The sequence below is a fragment of the Brevibacillus sp. SIMBA_040 genome (assembly GCF_046535075.1).
Lineage (GTDB): Bacteria > Bacillota > Bacilli > Brevibacillales > Brevibacillaceae > Brevibacillus.
The window spans coordinates 366,853-379,658 of record NZ_JAWRXI010000003.1 but is presented as its reverse complement, the minus strand read 5'-3'; the positions used below and the strand labels follow the sequence as shown (position 1 = coordinate 379,658).

Sequence of the window (12,806 nt, the reverse complement as noted above, 5' to 3'; positions counted from 1 at the left end):
CCATAAACCGTCTGACTCCTGCTCACTCTTTGCCATTTTTGCGTATATCATGGGTAGGAATGGATTTTTTGAAGCGAGGTGCATGAGTTGATCTCTTCTTCCAAATGGAGCCTGCATCAGTTCTTTTCCAAGAACGCGTACATCCGTCCATTTTTACCCCCTACCTCCCTATATCAGCCTGCCCTTTTGGGAACCTATCTCGCGAAATACTCCACTGTCTATATCAAGCCGACCCGGACTCATATGGGAAAAGGAATCCTGCGGGTCTGGAAAACGGAGGGTGGCTATCAATTTGTAAAGGAGCGAGGCGAGCCTGAACACGCTAGCTCCCTGGAGGACTTGCAGAAAAAAATCGCAAAGCAGTGCGGCGAAAAAAACTACATCATCCAGAAAGGACTGGATTTGGCACAAATTGATGGGCGCCCCTTTGACATCCGGGTCATGATGATGCGCAACGGTCAGGGCAGATGGCAATATACCGGGATGCTTGCCAAGGTGGCTGGTTCAGACAGTGTCATTACAAACGTAGCGCGCGGAGGTGGCTATGCGGTCACTGTTCCTCATGCCCTTTTGAAATCACAAGCAGTGGATGCCTCTGCTATCAAAAGTGTCGTCTCCCAGTTAGTTCAAATCAGTCATCGTGTCTGCACCCATTTCAGAAAGTATCGGCACACCTCCCAGATCGGGGTTGATTTTGCTATCGATAAGCAAGGGAATACTTCAATCATCGAGGTCAATTACGATTTTCCCTCCCATGCCTTGTTTGCCAAGCTCAAAGACAAAACGTATTTCCGTACGATCAAGCGCCTGCACTTCCAATATCGCAACCGGGTGAAGGCAAAAAAGAAGAAAGTGTGATTGCTTATACAAAAAAAGGATAGGGCGCCAGTTGTCATCTGTGCCTCTATCCTTTTTGGGTGGCTTCTTTATGGGGTTTGTGTCCCAAATCTTTTTGCATTTCTGGCACGAGCACGCTCCATCTCGACTTCACGATTTTTGGGCTCTGCATTGGAAACGAGGGATTCGAGCAGCTTTTGCGCAGCAGCCGTCACCTCATCCACAGCGATTTGAAACGCCTCCTCGTTTGCTTTCGATGGCTTTTGGAAGCCAGATAGCTTTCTCACAAATTGAAGCGCTGCGGCCTGAACCTCATCTTCTGTTGCGGGCGGATCAAAATTAAATAATGTCTTGATATTTCGGCACATGGCTTACTCCTTTCGGCTACCCGTCACGTTTGCTTCCTTCTGCGTGCGAGCCCATTTTGTTTTTTCAAAGCCAAACCAGATGATGTGGAATAGCATGTGACAAATGATAGCGGATAGTAAGCCACTTTTCCAGAACAACCACCCGCAGCAAATCCCAATAAAGACATTGGCACCAATCACGTAGATAAGAAGCGCTGGCGTCAGCTTGTTTATTGTTTGTTTGGCACCAGGCAGATGAATCAGCGCAAACAACAGGGAAGATACGAGGATCGCAAACCAGTATACAAGATCAGAATCATTTACTCTGAACCACGTATTCACACCCCAAACAAGAAAGCTCATGAGCCCCCAGCGAAAAATGAGCTCTTCAACAATCCCGCCATATAATACCCTTGTAGCAAGTCCTACAGATCGTCTCACGCTGTCAATTTTTTCAATCACATGCTCTTCCGTGATTTTTACCAGATAGCCATAGTAATAAACCAGATGCAAAACAGCGCATACGATTGAAATGAAGAAGGTTATTCCACCCAGGTCAGATAGAGATGGCGCCAAAAATCCAGCATCCTTGTATAACCACGTCCCTATCAGGACACTTGGCACAACGAGTAACAAGTGACTTACCAGCCGTGCTAAAAACGGAATCTCTTCACCGCCGACTTTTTTTATAAGCCTCGGTTCTACTTTTACCATCGTTAGGATTCCGGGTAACGATAGAGCGAGTAAAAGCACCGCCAACAACCAATCCATGGCTCATCCCCCTGTCTTACCGCTGGTCAAGCTCTTTTGATTTAGATTTCGCTTTTTCGGCAACGATCAGGTCATGTAGTCTGTTCGTAAAGCTCTGAAATTGCAGGATTTCTTCTTCTTCCAGCTTGGAAAAATATTTTTCGATGATTTCACCGTCGACCGCTTCAATTTCTGCAAACATCCCTCTCGCTTTTTCTGCAAGTTTGACGAAGGTCTCACGTCGGTTTGATGCATTTACTTCTCGCTTTACATAGCTTTCCTGCTCAAGCTTGGCTACCAGTTGACTTGTAGAGCTCAGGGACATATTCAAGTTCTTTGCCAGCTCACCGATGGTCATCTGTTCATGTTCAACTAATTGCTGCAGGAGAATGGATTGCTTGGGAGTAATTTCAAAATGGTAGAGGGCTTGGAAATCTTCGGCTAACAGAGCATTGATCTTATCCATCACTTTAAGCGTTTCTTTTATCGTATCTAACTTCATCGGAGATCACCTCATCAACACAACACTTAAATAACTTAAACTATTTATATACATTTAATATTAAACGAAAGGAAATGTCAAGGTTTCCTATTTGGTCAAACGTATGTCTTCACAAATAAAAAAGTGGATGACTACGTTTGCTCACCGTAGTATCCACTCTCCAGGTAATCACTCACATATAGGTAGCATCAAAAAAGCTACTCCTAGCCGTGCGCAGCCTCTGTCCCTTTTGCCTCGAGCATCGACGTGCAATTCGGGCAACGAGTCGCCTTGATTGGAATCGAGGTAATGCAGTGAGGGCACTCCTTGGTTGTCTCAGGAGCCTTGACCACTTCTTGCTTGCGTTTGAAACGATTCAATTGCTTGATGACGATAAAAATCGAGAAGGCGATGATGATAAAATCGATTACTGTATTGATGAACAGCCCGTAATTCAAGGTAGCTGCCCCTGCTTCTTTTGCTTCTTTTAGCGTATTAAAATGTTTGCCAGTAAGACTAATAAACAGATTAGTAAAATCCACTTTTCCTAATAATAGCCCAATGAGAGGCGTAATAATGTCGTTGACCAAGGACGTCACGATCTTACCAAAAGCAGCCCCGATGACAACCCCGACTGCGAGGTCCATTACATTCCCTTTTAACGCAAACTCTTTAAATTCTTTTAACACAGCGAATCCCTCCTGTTAATCCATAACATGTTGCAAAAAGTGACTGACAAACCTCTCCGCATCTACTTCCAAACACACCTCTACATTCGGTGCCTTCTCAGGCTGGGCACGTCTGTCTCCAATCGTGCGGGCATCGCTTGGTCCACCTGATGTATCTACCTCCACATGCATCGGGACGGTACGCACAAATGTAGGATCGATCACGACACCGACTGCCAGCGGATCATGCAGCCCGCATCCGCGAACATTTCCGACTGTAACGTACGCATCCATATACACATCGCACATGTCGGCAAAAAAATGGCTGCGCTTTGTATCACGGGCTCTCCACTGTGCCAAATGCTCACGCGTAAGCAGTGTTTGCATCGTTACATCCAATCCGACGAGGGTGAGTGGTATGCCTGATTGAAAAATAAACGAAGCTGCTTCCGGGTCGGCACAAATATTCGCCTCTGCTACTGGTGTGCGATTGCCCGGCACCGTAACGGCTCCGCCCATCACAACGACTCTCTCCACCAAGGAAACGATTTCTGGCGCAGCCATGATGGCCAAGGCCAGATTTGTCATGCTGCCAACGGTAACGAGAGTGATTTCGTGCGGATTTTCCTTGATCGTAGAAATCAGAAACTGTACGGCACTCTGAGACTGGGCTGATGCAGCAGGTGCAGGCAATACTACATTACCCAATCCATTCTCACCATGAAACAGTCTCGCTTTTGCTGTGACTTCACGTACAAGCGGCTTGGCGGCACCCGGATAAACCGGAATATCCGCAGCCCCGATCAGCTCAAGCACTTGCAGCGTATTGCGCGTCGCTTCCTCCACGGTAATATTGCCAAATGTCGTAGTGACACCGACAACGAGAAGATCAGGTGAATGAACAGCATACGAAATCGCCATCGCATCATCAATACCAGTATCCACGTCTATGATGACCTTTTTCATCGTCTGTTCCCCTCCTGTTCCAAAGCAGATTGCAGCCATTGATACTGCTTTTCTGCCTCGATGCGTACACAAACATCAGTATCGCGCCCTACACTCGGTTTCGCTCGCAGGTCAGCCAAAACCGCTCCTCGGGACAGCGTACTGGTGCAATCGATCGTCAGCTTCATTTGCTGAGTAGTTATGACGGACGGATCGAGAGCTGCAACCATCGCTCCCCACGCAGACAAGCGCAAATCAGCCGCATCTGGCTGCCAGTCTGCATACTCTGCACGGATCAGACCGGTATTTCTGGCAATCGTAACAACTCCCTGCGCTTGCTCATTTGTCAAAGTCACAGCATGGGTAGCATCCAATGGCACCAAGAGGATCGGCAAGCCAGCTGCCAGTACAAAAGAAGCTGCCTCCGGGTCCGCATGCATATTTGCCTCAGCAATTGCGGTTACATCACCAGGTACACGAATCGCCCCTCCCTGTATGACGACGTGCTTCAACTGTTTTGCGAGCATCGGTTCAGCTGCTGCTGCTTTTGCCAACGTCGTCAAACTTCCGAGGGTAACAAGCGTCAGCTCCCCCTCTGCTTCCTGCGCTTTTTCCAGCAAGAGACGTACACCCGCTGAGGACTCGTCCACTCTAGCCGTATTGCCAGACGGTGAGGCGAACAAAGGGCGCTGCTCTCCTGCTACTATATCAATCTCGTATCCAGGCTTTGCCCAATCGATTACTTTCTGCGCCAGGCTGATCCCTCGCCTTGCATCGCTGTCACTGCAAATGACCCCAACGATCTTGGTATCTGGAGCTTGTAGTGCATACGCCAAGGCGATAGCATGATCGATTCCCCCACAAAAGTCAATGAGCAACTGCTGTTTTTGAGCCAAATCTCTCACCTCTCCCTCTTTCAGTTAGGCTTCTAGTAAAAAATCGCTGTTCTTTATGCTATCCAAATCAGCAGTAGCCGTCAAATGACTATTCACCTATACGTATACTGCGATTCTCTCTTGCTTCCTGCCAGCAACTATTTTACACTTAATCGTGAATTCGACAAAATCCGTCAGATTCCACTAACACTCTGACTGATGCAGAAGCCTCTACATAAAAGAGCAAAGGAGCATGGAACATGCTTTCTCAGACTCAGCAAGCTACTGAATCAATCTCTCTTGCAACCAATCAGCTTATTTACGTGCTGACTCTCTATAAAAAGAAACCTTATTTGCCGATCTGGGGGGAGCTCTTCCACGCTCTGCGTGAAATCGCCAAGCTCGGACGACGACGTCAGGAAAATATAGCAGTCTATCACATCGAGCCGTCGGGCACTCTCTGGTATCGTTATCAGGAGAATCAGTTTCTCGCTGACCTGCCCGATCACTCTATCACAATCTCGCTTTCCGACGAACAGCTGATTGATGCTTTGATGAAAGGAAGCTTTGCTCCATCGCTTGTACGCAAATAACCAAGTGGCCGCCCTATGTGCAAGATCGCATCTGGAAGCGGCTTTTTTCTTTTCTCTCACCCAACCATCTCAGCCAATAGCTGGTATAATATGGCTACTACTTTCCCTCCCAAATATACATCCCCGAGAAAAAGCAAGGAAACAAGAGGATGTGGCGCTATGAACCTTTTCGTCGTTGGTGATGTACACGCTTGTCTGAACACCTTTCAAGAACTATTGGATCGGTATTGGAATCCCGAAACAGAAGTCCTGATTCAGCTCGGAGATTTGATCGATAGAGGTAGTGATACCCCCGGCACTCTCCGGTTTGCTGCGGAGCTTAGGCAGCGGTATGGTCCACATGTCGTTTTTCTCAAAGGCAATCATGAATATGAGTTTACGCAGCATCTCGAAAATGGTCCCAACCAGTATTGGCTTCCCCAATGTGGCTACGAAACGCTCGAACAGCTACGAGACGCCAAAATGAACGTACTAGAGGTGGCAACCTGGATAAAGTCGCTTCCTCTTGTCTGGGAGAATGAGCATATCCTGATTAGTCATGCCGGTATTTCAGCGCAGACAGATACCCCTCTACGTGAAGAGAACCCTCTGGGAGTGCTTTGGAACCGCTCCCCGCTTGCCAACATCCAAAAGCTACAGGTAATCGGTCATACCCCGTGTAAATCAGGGCAACCCGAGTACGATGAAGTCTCGCATTCCTGGAATATTGATACGGGTGCCTATCAGAGCATCGCTTTAAGTGCGCTTCGACTGACCCCAACCGGCCACGTACTCGAGATCGTGCAACAAATGGTTGATGCAAAAGACATTCCCAAGTAAATACAAAGAAAACCCAGAGTCACACTTCTGGGTTTTCTTTGTTCTATATATGCAGGTCACTCTGCCTTTTGGCGAAGTCGCAATTGTACTTATGCTGGATAGAACGTCAACAAATTCGATCCGTGTAAAAAAAAGAGGCGGCCCTCCTGCACAGTTTGGGTGCCGCCATCCCGAACTTCCCCAAGTTCGTTCATACAGAAATTGTACTATGAAACTCTCTTATCGAAAAGTGTCAGGTTTTGTTTTATAGCGAAATTATGGGAATTTATATGTAGATTTCGGAAAAAAATCGAAAATCCCTGACCCACCTCGGTGAATCAGGGCGCTTATTACTTGCTATCATTGCCTACCACATCAGCCGCTCTAGGCCCAAAGATGATGTACAAATAGACGTATTGACTGACGCTAACTCGTGGAAAAACGAAAGCAATGTTCGTTTTCCCCTCCATCTGTTTGACAAAATACCTCAATTTACTTGATTTGATCTTTTTGATAATACGTGTTGCTTCTCGCCACGGTACGGAAAACTGAACGTTTTTTTCCATTGTACAAACACCTCACCCGGCTAGTATGCCCGGATTGGAAAAAAGTAACACATCCCTCGTTATTCATAGCGGAGCGCATCAATTGGCTTTAGCTGTGCGGCTTTTCGCGCTGGATATACGCCAAAGACCACACCTACCAGCGATGACGTCAAAAATGCATACAGGATCGGCGACAAGCTGATCGAGGTAGCCATCCCACCGAGCTTACTGATCACGAGCGCAGCGCCTATCCCAAACAATATTCCGACAACACCGCCAATCAGACTGAGCGTTACCGCCTCAATCAAAAACTGACGAAGAATATCACTGCGCTTTGCCCCAATCGCCTTGCGAATCCCAATCTCTCGTGTGCGTTCCGTAACAGATACGAGCATGATGTTCATTACGCCGATTCCCCCTACGATCAGTGAAATCGCAGCAATACCCGAAAGAAGTGCAGTCATCGAGCTGGATACCTGCTGGGCTGTACTCAAAATGTCTGATTGAGAGGTGATCCGAAAATCATCTGCTGCTGTTGGTCTGAGATTATGCTGCGCGCGGATCGTAGACGTGATGTCCAGCTTGGCTTGGTCCATCTGATCCGATGAAGCGGCAGAAACATAAATCGTTCCGACATTTTTCCCACCGGTCAAGCGGCTCATCGCAGTTGTAATCGGGATGAGAATCCGGTCGTCATTGTTTGTCATGCCGGAGCTACCCTGACTTTTGAGTACCCCGATAATGGTAAATGGAATTCGGTTGATCTGAACCGTTTGTCCGATCGGGCTTGTGCTTGAGTTCGCAAACAGATTGTTCACTACTTCGGTACCAACTACTGCCACATTAAATTGCTGCTTTACCTCAAAGTTTGTAAAAAAGCGTCCCTGCGCTACCTCGACATTGCGCACATCAGGAAAGGCAGCCGTCGTGCCTTCCAGCGAGCTTGAATAGTTATTGCTGCCCCAAACGATCTGACCACGTCCATTCACGCTAGGGGCGACACCAGCGACCGACTCCTTTTGTGCAATGGCTTCTGCATCAGCCAGCGTCAAGGTGTTCAAGGAGCCAGCTCCCAAGCTCACTCGTCCTTGCGTCGCCTGTCCCGGCGCTACAATCAAGAGGTTACTGCCCAGCCCGTTGATCTGGGAAGCAACGCTAGATGATGTCCCTTCCCCAATCGCAACCATGGCGATAACCGCTGCGACCCCGATAATGATTCCCAGCATCGTGAGTATGGAGCGCAGACCATTTGCTTTTATACTTCGAAACGAAATGCGTACACATTCCAGAAAGCTCATCGTTTCACTTCCTCTGACAACACTCTTCTACGCTCTGCCACCAGTTCATTCGCAATGATCTGACCATCACGAAAACGGACGATCCGTTTGGCGTACTCCGCGATATCCGGCTCATGCGTAACCAGAATGACGGTTTTCCCTGCATCGTTTAGCTGCTGGAAAATCCCCATGATCTCTTCGCTCGTTTTGGTGTCCAAGGCTCCTGTTGGCTCATCCGCAAGTAGAATGACCGGATCATTCACCAGAGCGCGTGCAATGGAAACACGCTGCTGCTGACCCCCCGACAGCTCGTTCGGTTTATTGTTCAATCGCTCCGCCAGACCAACACTGATGAGTGCCTGAACTGCCCGCTGTCTACGCTCCTTTGCCGAGATGCCTCCATAAAGCAAGGGAAGCTCTACATTTTCAACAGCTGTCGTCCGCGGGAGCAAATTGAAGTTTTGAAACACGAATCCGATTTTTTGATTGCGGATCTCCGCCAGCTCATCATCATGTGCTTCTGAGACAGGAAAGCCATCTAAGTAAAACTCACCAGAGGTAGGCTTATCCAAACAGCCAATCACATTCATCATCGACGATTTGCCTGAGCCCGAGGGACCCATGATCGCAACGAAGTCCCCTTCCTCGATCGTGAGGCTTACTCCGCGCAGCGCCTGGATTTCCTGATCACCGATCTGATACTGTTTTTTCAACGATTCGATTTGAATAACGGGTTTCATCTCATCATCGTCCTCTCATTTGGACGACGCCTCCGCCACCGAAGCCTCCACCGCCTCCAAAACCGCCCATCCCTGGCATACCACCCGTGCGGCCAGAGTTTTGGTTTGAGCTAGACGTCGCTGTATTCATGAGGATGGCAATACGATCCCCTTCTTGTAAACCTTCGGTGATTTCTACTCTGTCAGAAGCGAAGTAACCAATCTTTACCGGTTGGAAACGATACGGCATGTTTGCTCTGCCTTCACTCGCTCCTGTTCTTGCACCTTCCCGATTTTTCCCGCGCTGCTGCTGTGTTTCGTTCGCAGCCGGCTCTGTTGCCTGTGCTGCACCATCAGCATTGCCCGCCAGCAAATAAACCCCATCTTGGCCGTTACGCGTTTGCAGAGCTTGAGCAGGAACAAGCAGTACATTTTGGTGTGTGCCAATCTCAATCGTCACGTTCATCGTCATCCCGATTTTCAGCATACTATCCTTGTTCGCTACCGAAAGCAGCACGTCATACGTCGTAACACCGGAAGTTGTTTTCGCTTCAGGATAGACGAGCTTAACCTTCCCGCTGAATTTCTGATCCGTATAGGAGCTTGTCGTGAACGAAACATCCAAGCCTTCCATTACTTTTCCGATGTCGCTCTGGCTGATTTCCGCCAATACTTCCAGGTCACCGGAATTCGAGTTGTCCATGATGATGAAGTCATTCGCCGGAATTTCCCCTACGTTTCCATTCAGCTGTACAATCACACCATCCATCGGTGCTTTTAGCGTCACTGCCTTCAACGCCTTTTGGGCTTGCTGCAGTTGTGCTTTTGCCTGTTCCACGGCAGCTTTGGCAGCGAGAACCGTTGCAGCTTCTGGCCCTTCATTCGCATCGCTTAATGCCTCCAGCGCAGTTTGGTACGCTGCCTGGGCTTGCTCCACCTTTGCTGACGACTGGCCTTTTGTTTGACCAGCCGAGAGCACCGCTGTATTGTAGTCCCTCTGTGCTTGATCGAGTGAGTTTTGTGCACTGTCATATTCTGTTTTGGAAATCGCTCCTGCCTCAAACAACGCCTTTTGTGAGGCGAAGTTTTTTTGCGCAGTTTCCAAATTCGCTTTCGTCTTTGCTTCGTCATTGGCTGCCTTTTGGGTATCAATGCTCTGTTTTGCCAAGTCCAGCTCGGCTTTAGCCTGATTGACGTTTGCTTGCAGGGTGCTGATTTCCGCAGCCGATTTACGCTTTTGCGCATCCTCCAGCTTGGCCTGTGCAGAGAGCAGGCTCGCCTCTGCATTTGTTACCTGGATTTTGGCTACCGAGTCATCCATCATCGCTAGTACCTGACCTGCTTTTACATGATCGCCTATTTTGACTTCAATAGTTGAGATCGCATCCTTGGCGTCTTCTGCGTCAGAAAAGGAAAGGGAGGTTCGCTTGGACGCTTGAACAGTACCCGACGCTAGCACTGTTTCCGAGATGTCTCCCCGTTTTACCGTTTCCGTCAAAAAAGCAGCCTGTGCGCTTTGCGGGGTCATCAAGGTCTTATATCCAAACACGCCACCCCCGCCAATCAGTACAACAGCCAGGCATGCCAAAATGATTTTCTTTTTTTTGCTTTTTGATTTTGAAAGAAATGATTGCTTCTTTTCTGTTTCCGCCACAAAAAGACCCTCCTACCCCTGCGGTTGTACGTGCCCGCAACTGATGGGATCAATATACGGAACGAATACGTCAGGGAAAAGTCAGATTGTCCCGTATAAAAAGAAAAAACGACCTTGCCCAATCGCAAAGTCGCATGCCAATCCACAATCATTATTTCCGCAAGATCAAAGTAAATGCACTGCCCTGCGGCGAGCTCGTTGTGAGCACGAGATTACCGCCCATCGCCTGTGCAATCATACGGCTAAAAGACAAGCCTAGCCCAAGCCCCCGCACGAGTTGTTTTTTCTCCTCACCACGGTAAAACCGGTCGAAAATGAAGGACTGCTCCTCCACAGGAATTCCCTTCCCGTTATCTTTAACTTCGATCATAATCTCCTGCGGCGTCTCCGATAAAGTAACCTCGATCCGACCTTCCCCTTGTATGGCTTGCGCCGCATTATTTAACAGATTGTAGATGATCTGCTGTATCCGCAGTGGGTCTGTCGTAATCGTAATCTCATTTGACGGCTTGTTGATTTGCAGCTCCAGCCCGTCCTCTTCTCGTCCGATCTGCCACTGATGCGTAATTTCTTGCACCAGATCACCCAGATTTTGACTCTCTCGGCGGATGCGAATATCTCCAACGGCAAACGTATTGAAATCGAGCAAATCCTCCACCATCTTTTGCAGGCGGGTCGTTTCTTTCGTGCATATATCCAAAAACTCTTTGGCTTCCTCACCTGTAACGATGTCGTCCTTGACGGCTTGGACGAGACCACTGATCGAGGTGACCGGTGTTTTCAGCTCATGCGTCACGCCTGCCAGCAGCTCCGTTCGCATCAATTCCAGTTGCTTTAACCGATCAGCCATTTCCTTAAACGAGTGAATCAGGTCATACATTTCATTTTCCCGACTGTCCTTGTCCAAATGAATCTCATAATTGCCCATGACAATCTGCTTGGCTGCGTCAGCTACATTCTTGATCGGCTGTGCCAGCTTTCTCGTCAGCAAATAAATAACGAGCCAGCCAAGCAGTCCGAGGCCACCCAGCATAATAAACAGCAGCTCGAATTCGGTGCTGCTTCTCGTTATGTCCTTTTTATGCGTAAACAGAACGACCCAGCCGACGTGCTTCTGATTGACCTGTATGCTTCTTTTTACGAAAAGCAGCTCATCACCTCGAGCCAGCTTGACCTGTGTCGAATTATCATTTACATTTACCAGTTGCTCAGCCAAACTGGTAAGCTCCGCGGAAAAAGGACCTGGTGCATTGAAAAGCGGGCGCTTCTCTTCATTCAGAATGAGAAAAAACGGTTTGATATTGAGACGAAGCGATTCTTGCCGCCTGTCTAAAATCCGAAACAAGAACGGGTCTGTCTTCAGCTTCCCATCTGCATCGACCATTCGATCCGAAATCTCTGCTGCCATCAAGCGCATAATATCCAGTCGCTTCTGGGTTTCACTGTAAGTAATCCACAAACTGGAAAGAACCCCGATGACGAGGAGCCCGATGCAAAGCGTAATGACGTAACGTGTTGTCCAATAACGAAAGAGCGATATCCTTTTTTGTTTACTCATACACACACAACTTGTATCCCAAACCTCTAAAGGTTTTTATTTCTCCTTCGGTAACGGGCCAGTTTTCCAACGATCTTCTGATGCGCTTGATTGACAGGTCCACGGCTCGATCACTCCCTTCATAATCCAGGCCCCATACTTGCTCAATAAGCTGATCGCGGGTAAAGGTCTGATTCTTATACTGAGCAAGAAACAGAAACAGCGAGAGGTCTTTTGGAGTAAACGTGAGCTCGACTCCGTGCAGGGTGACCGAATACGCTTTGAAATCGATCTTGAGGCTGCCAAACTGCTTTACCCGATCACCCTCGATAATTTGTGTAGAACGGCGCAGCACGGCCTGAACACGTGCCACCACCTCGTCAGCTATAAAAGGCTTGGTTATGTAATCATCTGCTCCCTGGCCGAGACCTGCCAGCTTATTTTCAATCTGACCAAGTGCAGTCAGCATAATAACGGGGCAAGAGCTTTTCCCTCGTATGTATTCTAAAATACTCCATCCACTCCGACCAGGCAGCATAACGTCTAAGAGGACGAGAGCCGGGTTGACCGCGTCAAATTTACGCTCTGCCTCATCTCCGGTAAATGCTTGTTCCACTTGAAACTGATGCTTCTCCAAATACGCCTTCAATACACGGGAGATGGGTAACTCGTCTTCCACAATCAGGATGTTTTTCATTCCCGATTCCCTCCTCTTTCGCTAGGACAGACTCTTACCTAAGAGTAAATCAGGAATATGTCAAGCGGAAGTCTGGAATAGCC

Annotated in this window: 15 protein-coding genes; 3 read left to right on the top strand and 12 right to left on the bottom strand. The window is 48.3% G+C overall.

What is annotated here, in order from left to right; genetic code table 11:
* Positions 1-87: 87 nt before the first annotated feature.
* Complete coding sequence (locus SB752_RS07465) at positions 88-858, top strand: YheC/YheD family protein (protein WP_410715053.1); 771 nt, start codon at positions 88-90, stop codon at positions 856-858.
* Positions 859-926: 68 nt separating this feature from the next.
* Here SB752_RS07465 and SB752_RS07460 read toward each other — a convergent pair whose 3' ends face one another.
* The 6 genes from SB752_RS07460 to SB752_RS07435 form a co-directional block, all read right to left on the bottom strand.
* Complete coding sequence (locus SB752_RS07460) at positions 927-1,205, bottom strand: DUF2277 domain-containing protein (RefSeq protein WP_410715052.1); 279 nt, start codon at positions 1,203-1,205, stop codon at positions 927-929.
* 3 nt (positions 1,206-1,208) lie between these two features.
* Positions 1,209-1,955 (bottom strand): CPBP family intramembrane glutamic endopeptidase, encoded by a 747-nt coding sequence (locus SB752_RS07455; protein WP_410715051.1) that lies wholly within the window; start codon positions 1,953-1,955, stop codon positions 1,209-1,211.
* A 16-nt stretch (positions 1,956-1,971) separates the two neighbouring features.
* On the bottom strand, positions 1,972-2,436 hold the full coding sequence (locus SB752_RS07450; RefSeq protein ID WP_410715050.1) for a MarR family winged helix-turn-helix transcriptional regulator: 465 nt from the start codon (positions 2,434-2,436) through the stop codon (positions 1,972-1,974).
* Between the two features lie 203 nt (positions 2,437-2,639).
* On the bottom strand, positions 2,640-3,104 hold the full coding sequence (mscL, locus tag SB752_RS07445) for a large conductance mechanosensitive channel protein MscL (protein ID WP_410715049.1): 465 nt from the start codon (positions 3,102-3,104) through the stop codon (positions 2,640-2,642).
* Between the two features lie 15 nt (positions 3,105-3,119).
* Complete coding sequence (locus SB752_RS07440; protein ID WP_410715048.1) at positions 3,120-4,049, bottom strand: nucleoside hydrolase; 930 nt, start codon at positions 4,047-4,049, stop codon at positions 3,120-3,122.
* Positions 4,046-4,933 (bottom strand): nucleoside hydrolase, encoded by an 888-nt coding sequence (locus tag SB752_RS07435; protein ID WP_410715047.1) that lies wholly within the window; start codon positions 4,931-4,933, stop codon positions 4,046-4,048. Before SB752_RS07435 ends, SB752_RS07440 begins: the two co-directional genes overlap by 4 nt.
* 230 nt (positions 4,934-5,163) lie before the next feature.
* Here SB752_RS07435 and SB752_RS07430 point away from each other — a divergent pair, with 230 nt between their 5' ends.
* On the top strand, positions 5,164-5,496 hold the full coding sequence (locus tag SB752_RS07430; RefSeq protein ID WP_410715046.1) for a hypothetical protein: 333 nt from the start codon (positions 5,164-5,166) through the stop codon (positions 5,494-5,496).
* Between the two features lie 159 nt (positions 5,497-5,655).
* Positions 5,656-6,315 (top strand): metallophosphoesterase family protein, encoded by a 660-nt coding sequence (locus SB752_RS07425; protein WP_410715045.1) that lies wholly within the window; start codon positions 5,656-5,658, stop codon positions 6,313-6,315.
* A 329-nt stretch (positions 6,316-6,644) separates the two neighbouring features.
* Here SB752_RS07425 and SB752_RS07420 read toward each other — a convergent pair whose 3' ends face one another.
* From SB752_RS07420 to SB752_RS07395, 6 genes are all read right to left on the bottom strand, one after another.
* Entirely contained in the window at positions 6,645-6,860 is a 216-nt protein-coding gene (locus SB752_RS07420) for a hypothetical protein (protein WP_103105607.1), read from the bottom strand.
* 59 nt (positions 6,861-6,919) lie between these two features.
* Complete coding sequence (locus SB752_RS07415; RefSeq protein ID WP_410715044.1) at positions 6,920-8,137, bottom strand: ABC transporter permease; 1,218 nt, start codon at positions 8,135-8,137, stop codon at positions 6,920-6,922.
* The gene (locus SB752_RS07410; RefSeq protein WP_410715043.1) at positions 8,134-8,856 is read right to left on the bottom strand and encodes an ABC transporter ATP-binding protein; all 723 of its coding nucleotides are present in this window, start codon (positions 8,854-8,856) and stop codon (positions 8,134-8,136) included. Before SB752_RS07410 ends, SB752_RS07415 begins: the two co-directional genes overlap by 4 nt.
* 4 nt (positions 8,857-8,860) lie before the next feature.
* A complete protein-coding gene (locus SB752_RS07405; RefSeq protein WP_410715042.1) occupies positions 8,861-10,489 on the bottom strand; it encodes an efflux RND transporter periplasmic adaptor subunit in 1,629 nt (542 codons plus the stop codon).
* Between the two features lie 151 nt (positions 10,490-10,640).
* Entirely contained in the window at positions 10,641-12,047 is a 1,407-nt protein-coding gene (locus SB752_RS07400; RefSeq protein ID WP_410715041.1) for a HAMP domain-containing sensor histidine kinase, read from the bottom strand.
* Positions 12,040-12,723 (bottom strand): response regulator transcription factor, encoded by a 684-nt coding sequence (locus tag SB752_RS07395; RefSeq protein WP_410715040.1) that lies wholly within the window; start codon positions 12,721-12,723, stop codon positions 12,040-12,042. Before SB752_RS07395 ends, SB752_RS07400 begins: the two co-directional genes overlap by 8 nt.
* Positions 12,724-12,806 lie beyond the last annotated feature (83 nt).

Bases quoted from the DNA above. Each gene is read 5' to 3' on its own strand.
- SB752_RS07460 (WP_410715052.1), bottom strand. From the start codon at position 1,205: ATGTGCCGAAATATCAAGACATTATTTAATTTTGATCCGCCCGCAACA.
- SB752_RS07455 (WP_410715051.1), bottom strand. From the start codon at position 1,955: ATGGATTGGTTGTTGGCGGTGCTTTTACTCGCTCTATCGTTACCCGGA.
- SB752_RS07450 (WP_410715050.1), bottom strand. From the start codon at position 2,436: ATGAAGTTAGATACGATAAAAGAAACGCTTAAAGTGATGGATAAGATC.
- SB752_RS07440 (WP_410715048.1), bottom strand. From the start codon at position 4,049: ATGAAAAAGGTCATCATAGACGTGGATACTGGTATTGATGATGCGATG.
- SB752_RS07430 (WP_410715046.1), top strand. From the start codon at position 5,164: ATGCTTTCTCAGACTCAGCAAGCTACTGAATCAATCTCTCTTGCAACC.
- SB752_RS07425 (WP_410715045.1), top strand. From the start codon at position 5,656: ATGAACCTTTTCGTCGTTGGTGATGTACACGCTTGTCTGAACACCTTT.
- SB752_RS07420 (WP_103105607.1), bottom strand. From the start codon at position 6,860: ATGGAAAAAAACGTTCAGTTTTCCGTACCGTGGCGAGAAGCAACACGT.
- SB752_RS07415 (WP_410715044.1), bottom strand. From the start codon at position 8,137: ATGAGCTTTCTGGAATGTGTACGCATTTCGTTTCGAAGTATAAAAGCA.
- SB752_RS07410 (WP_410715043.1), bottom strand. From the start codon at position 8,856: ATGAAACCCGTTATTCAAATCGAATCGTTGAAAAAACAGTATCAGATC.
- SB752_RS07400 (WP_410715041.1), bottom strand. From the start codon at position 12,047: ATGAGTAAACAAAAAAGGATATCGCTCTTTCGTTATTGGACAACACGT.
- SB752_RS07395 (WP_410715040.1), bottom strand. From the start codon at position 12,723: ATGAAAAACATCCTGATTGTGGAAGACGAGTTACCCATCTCCCGTGTA.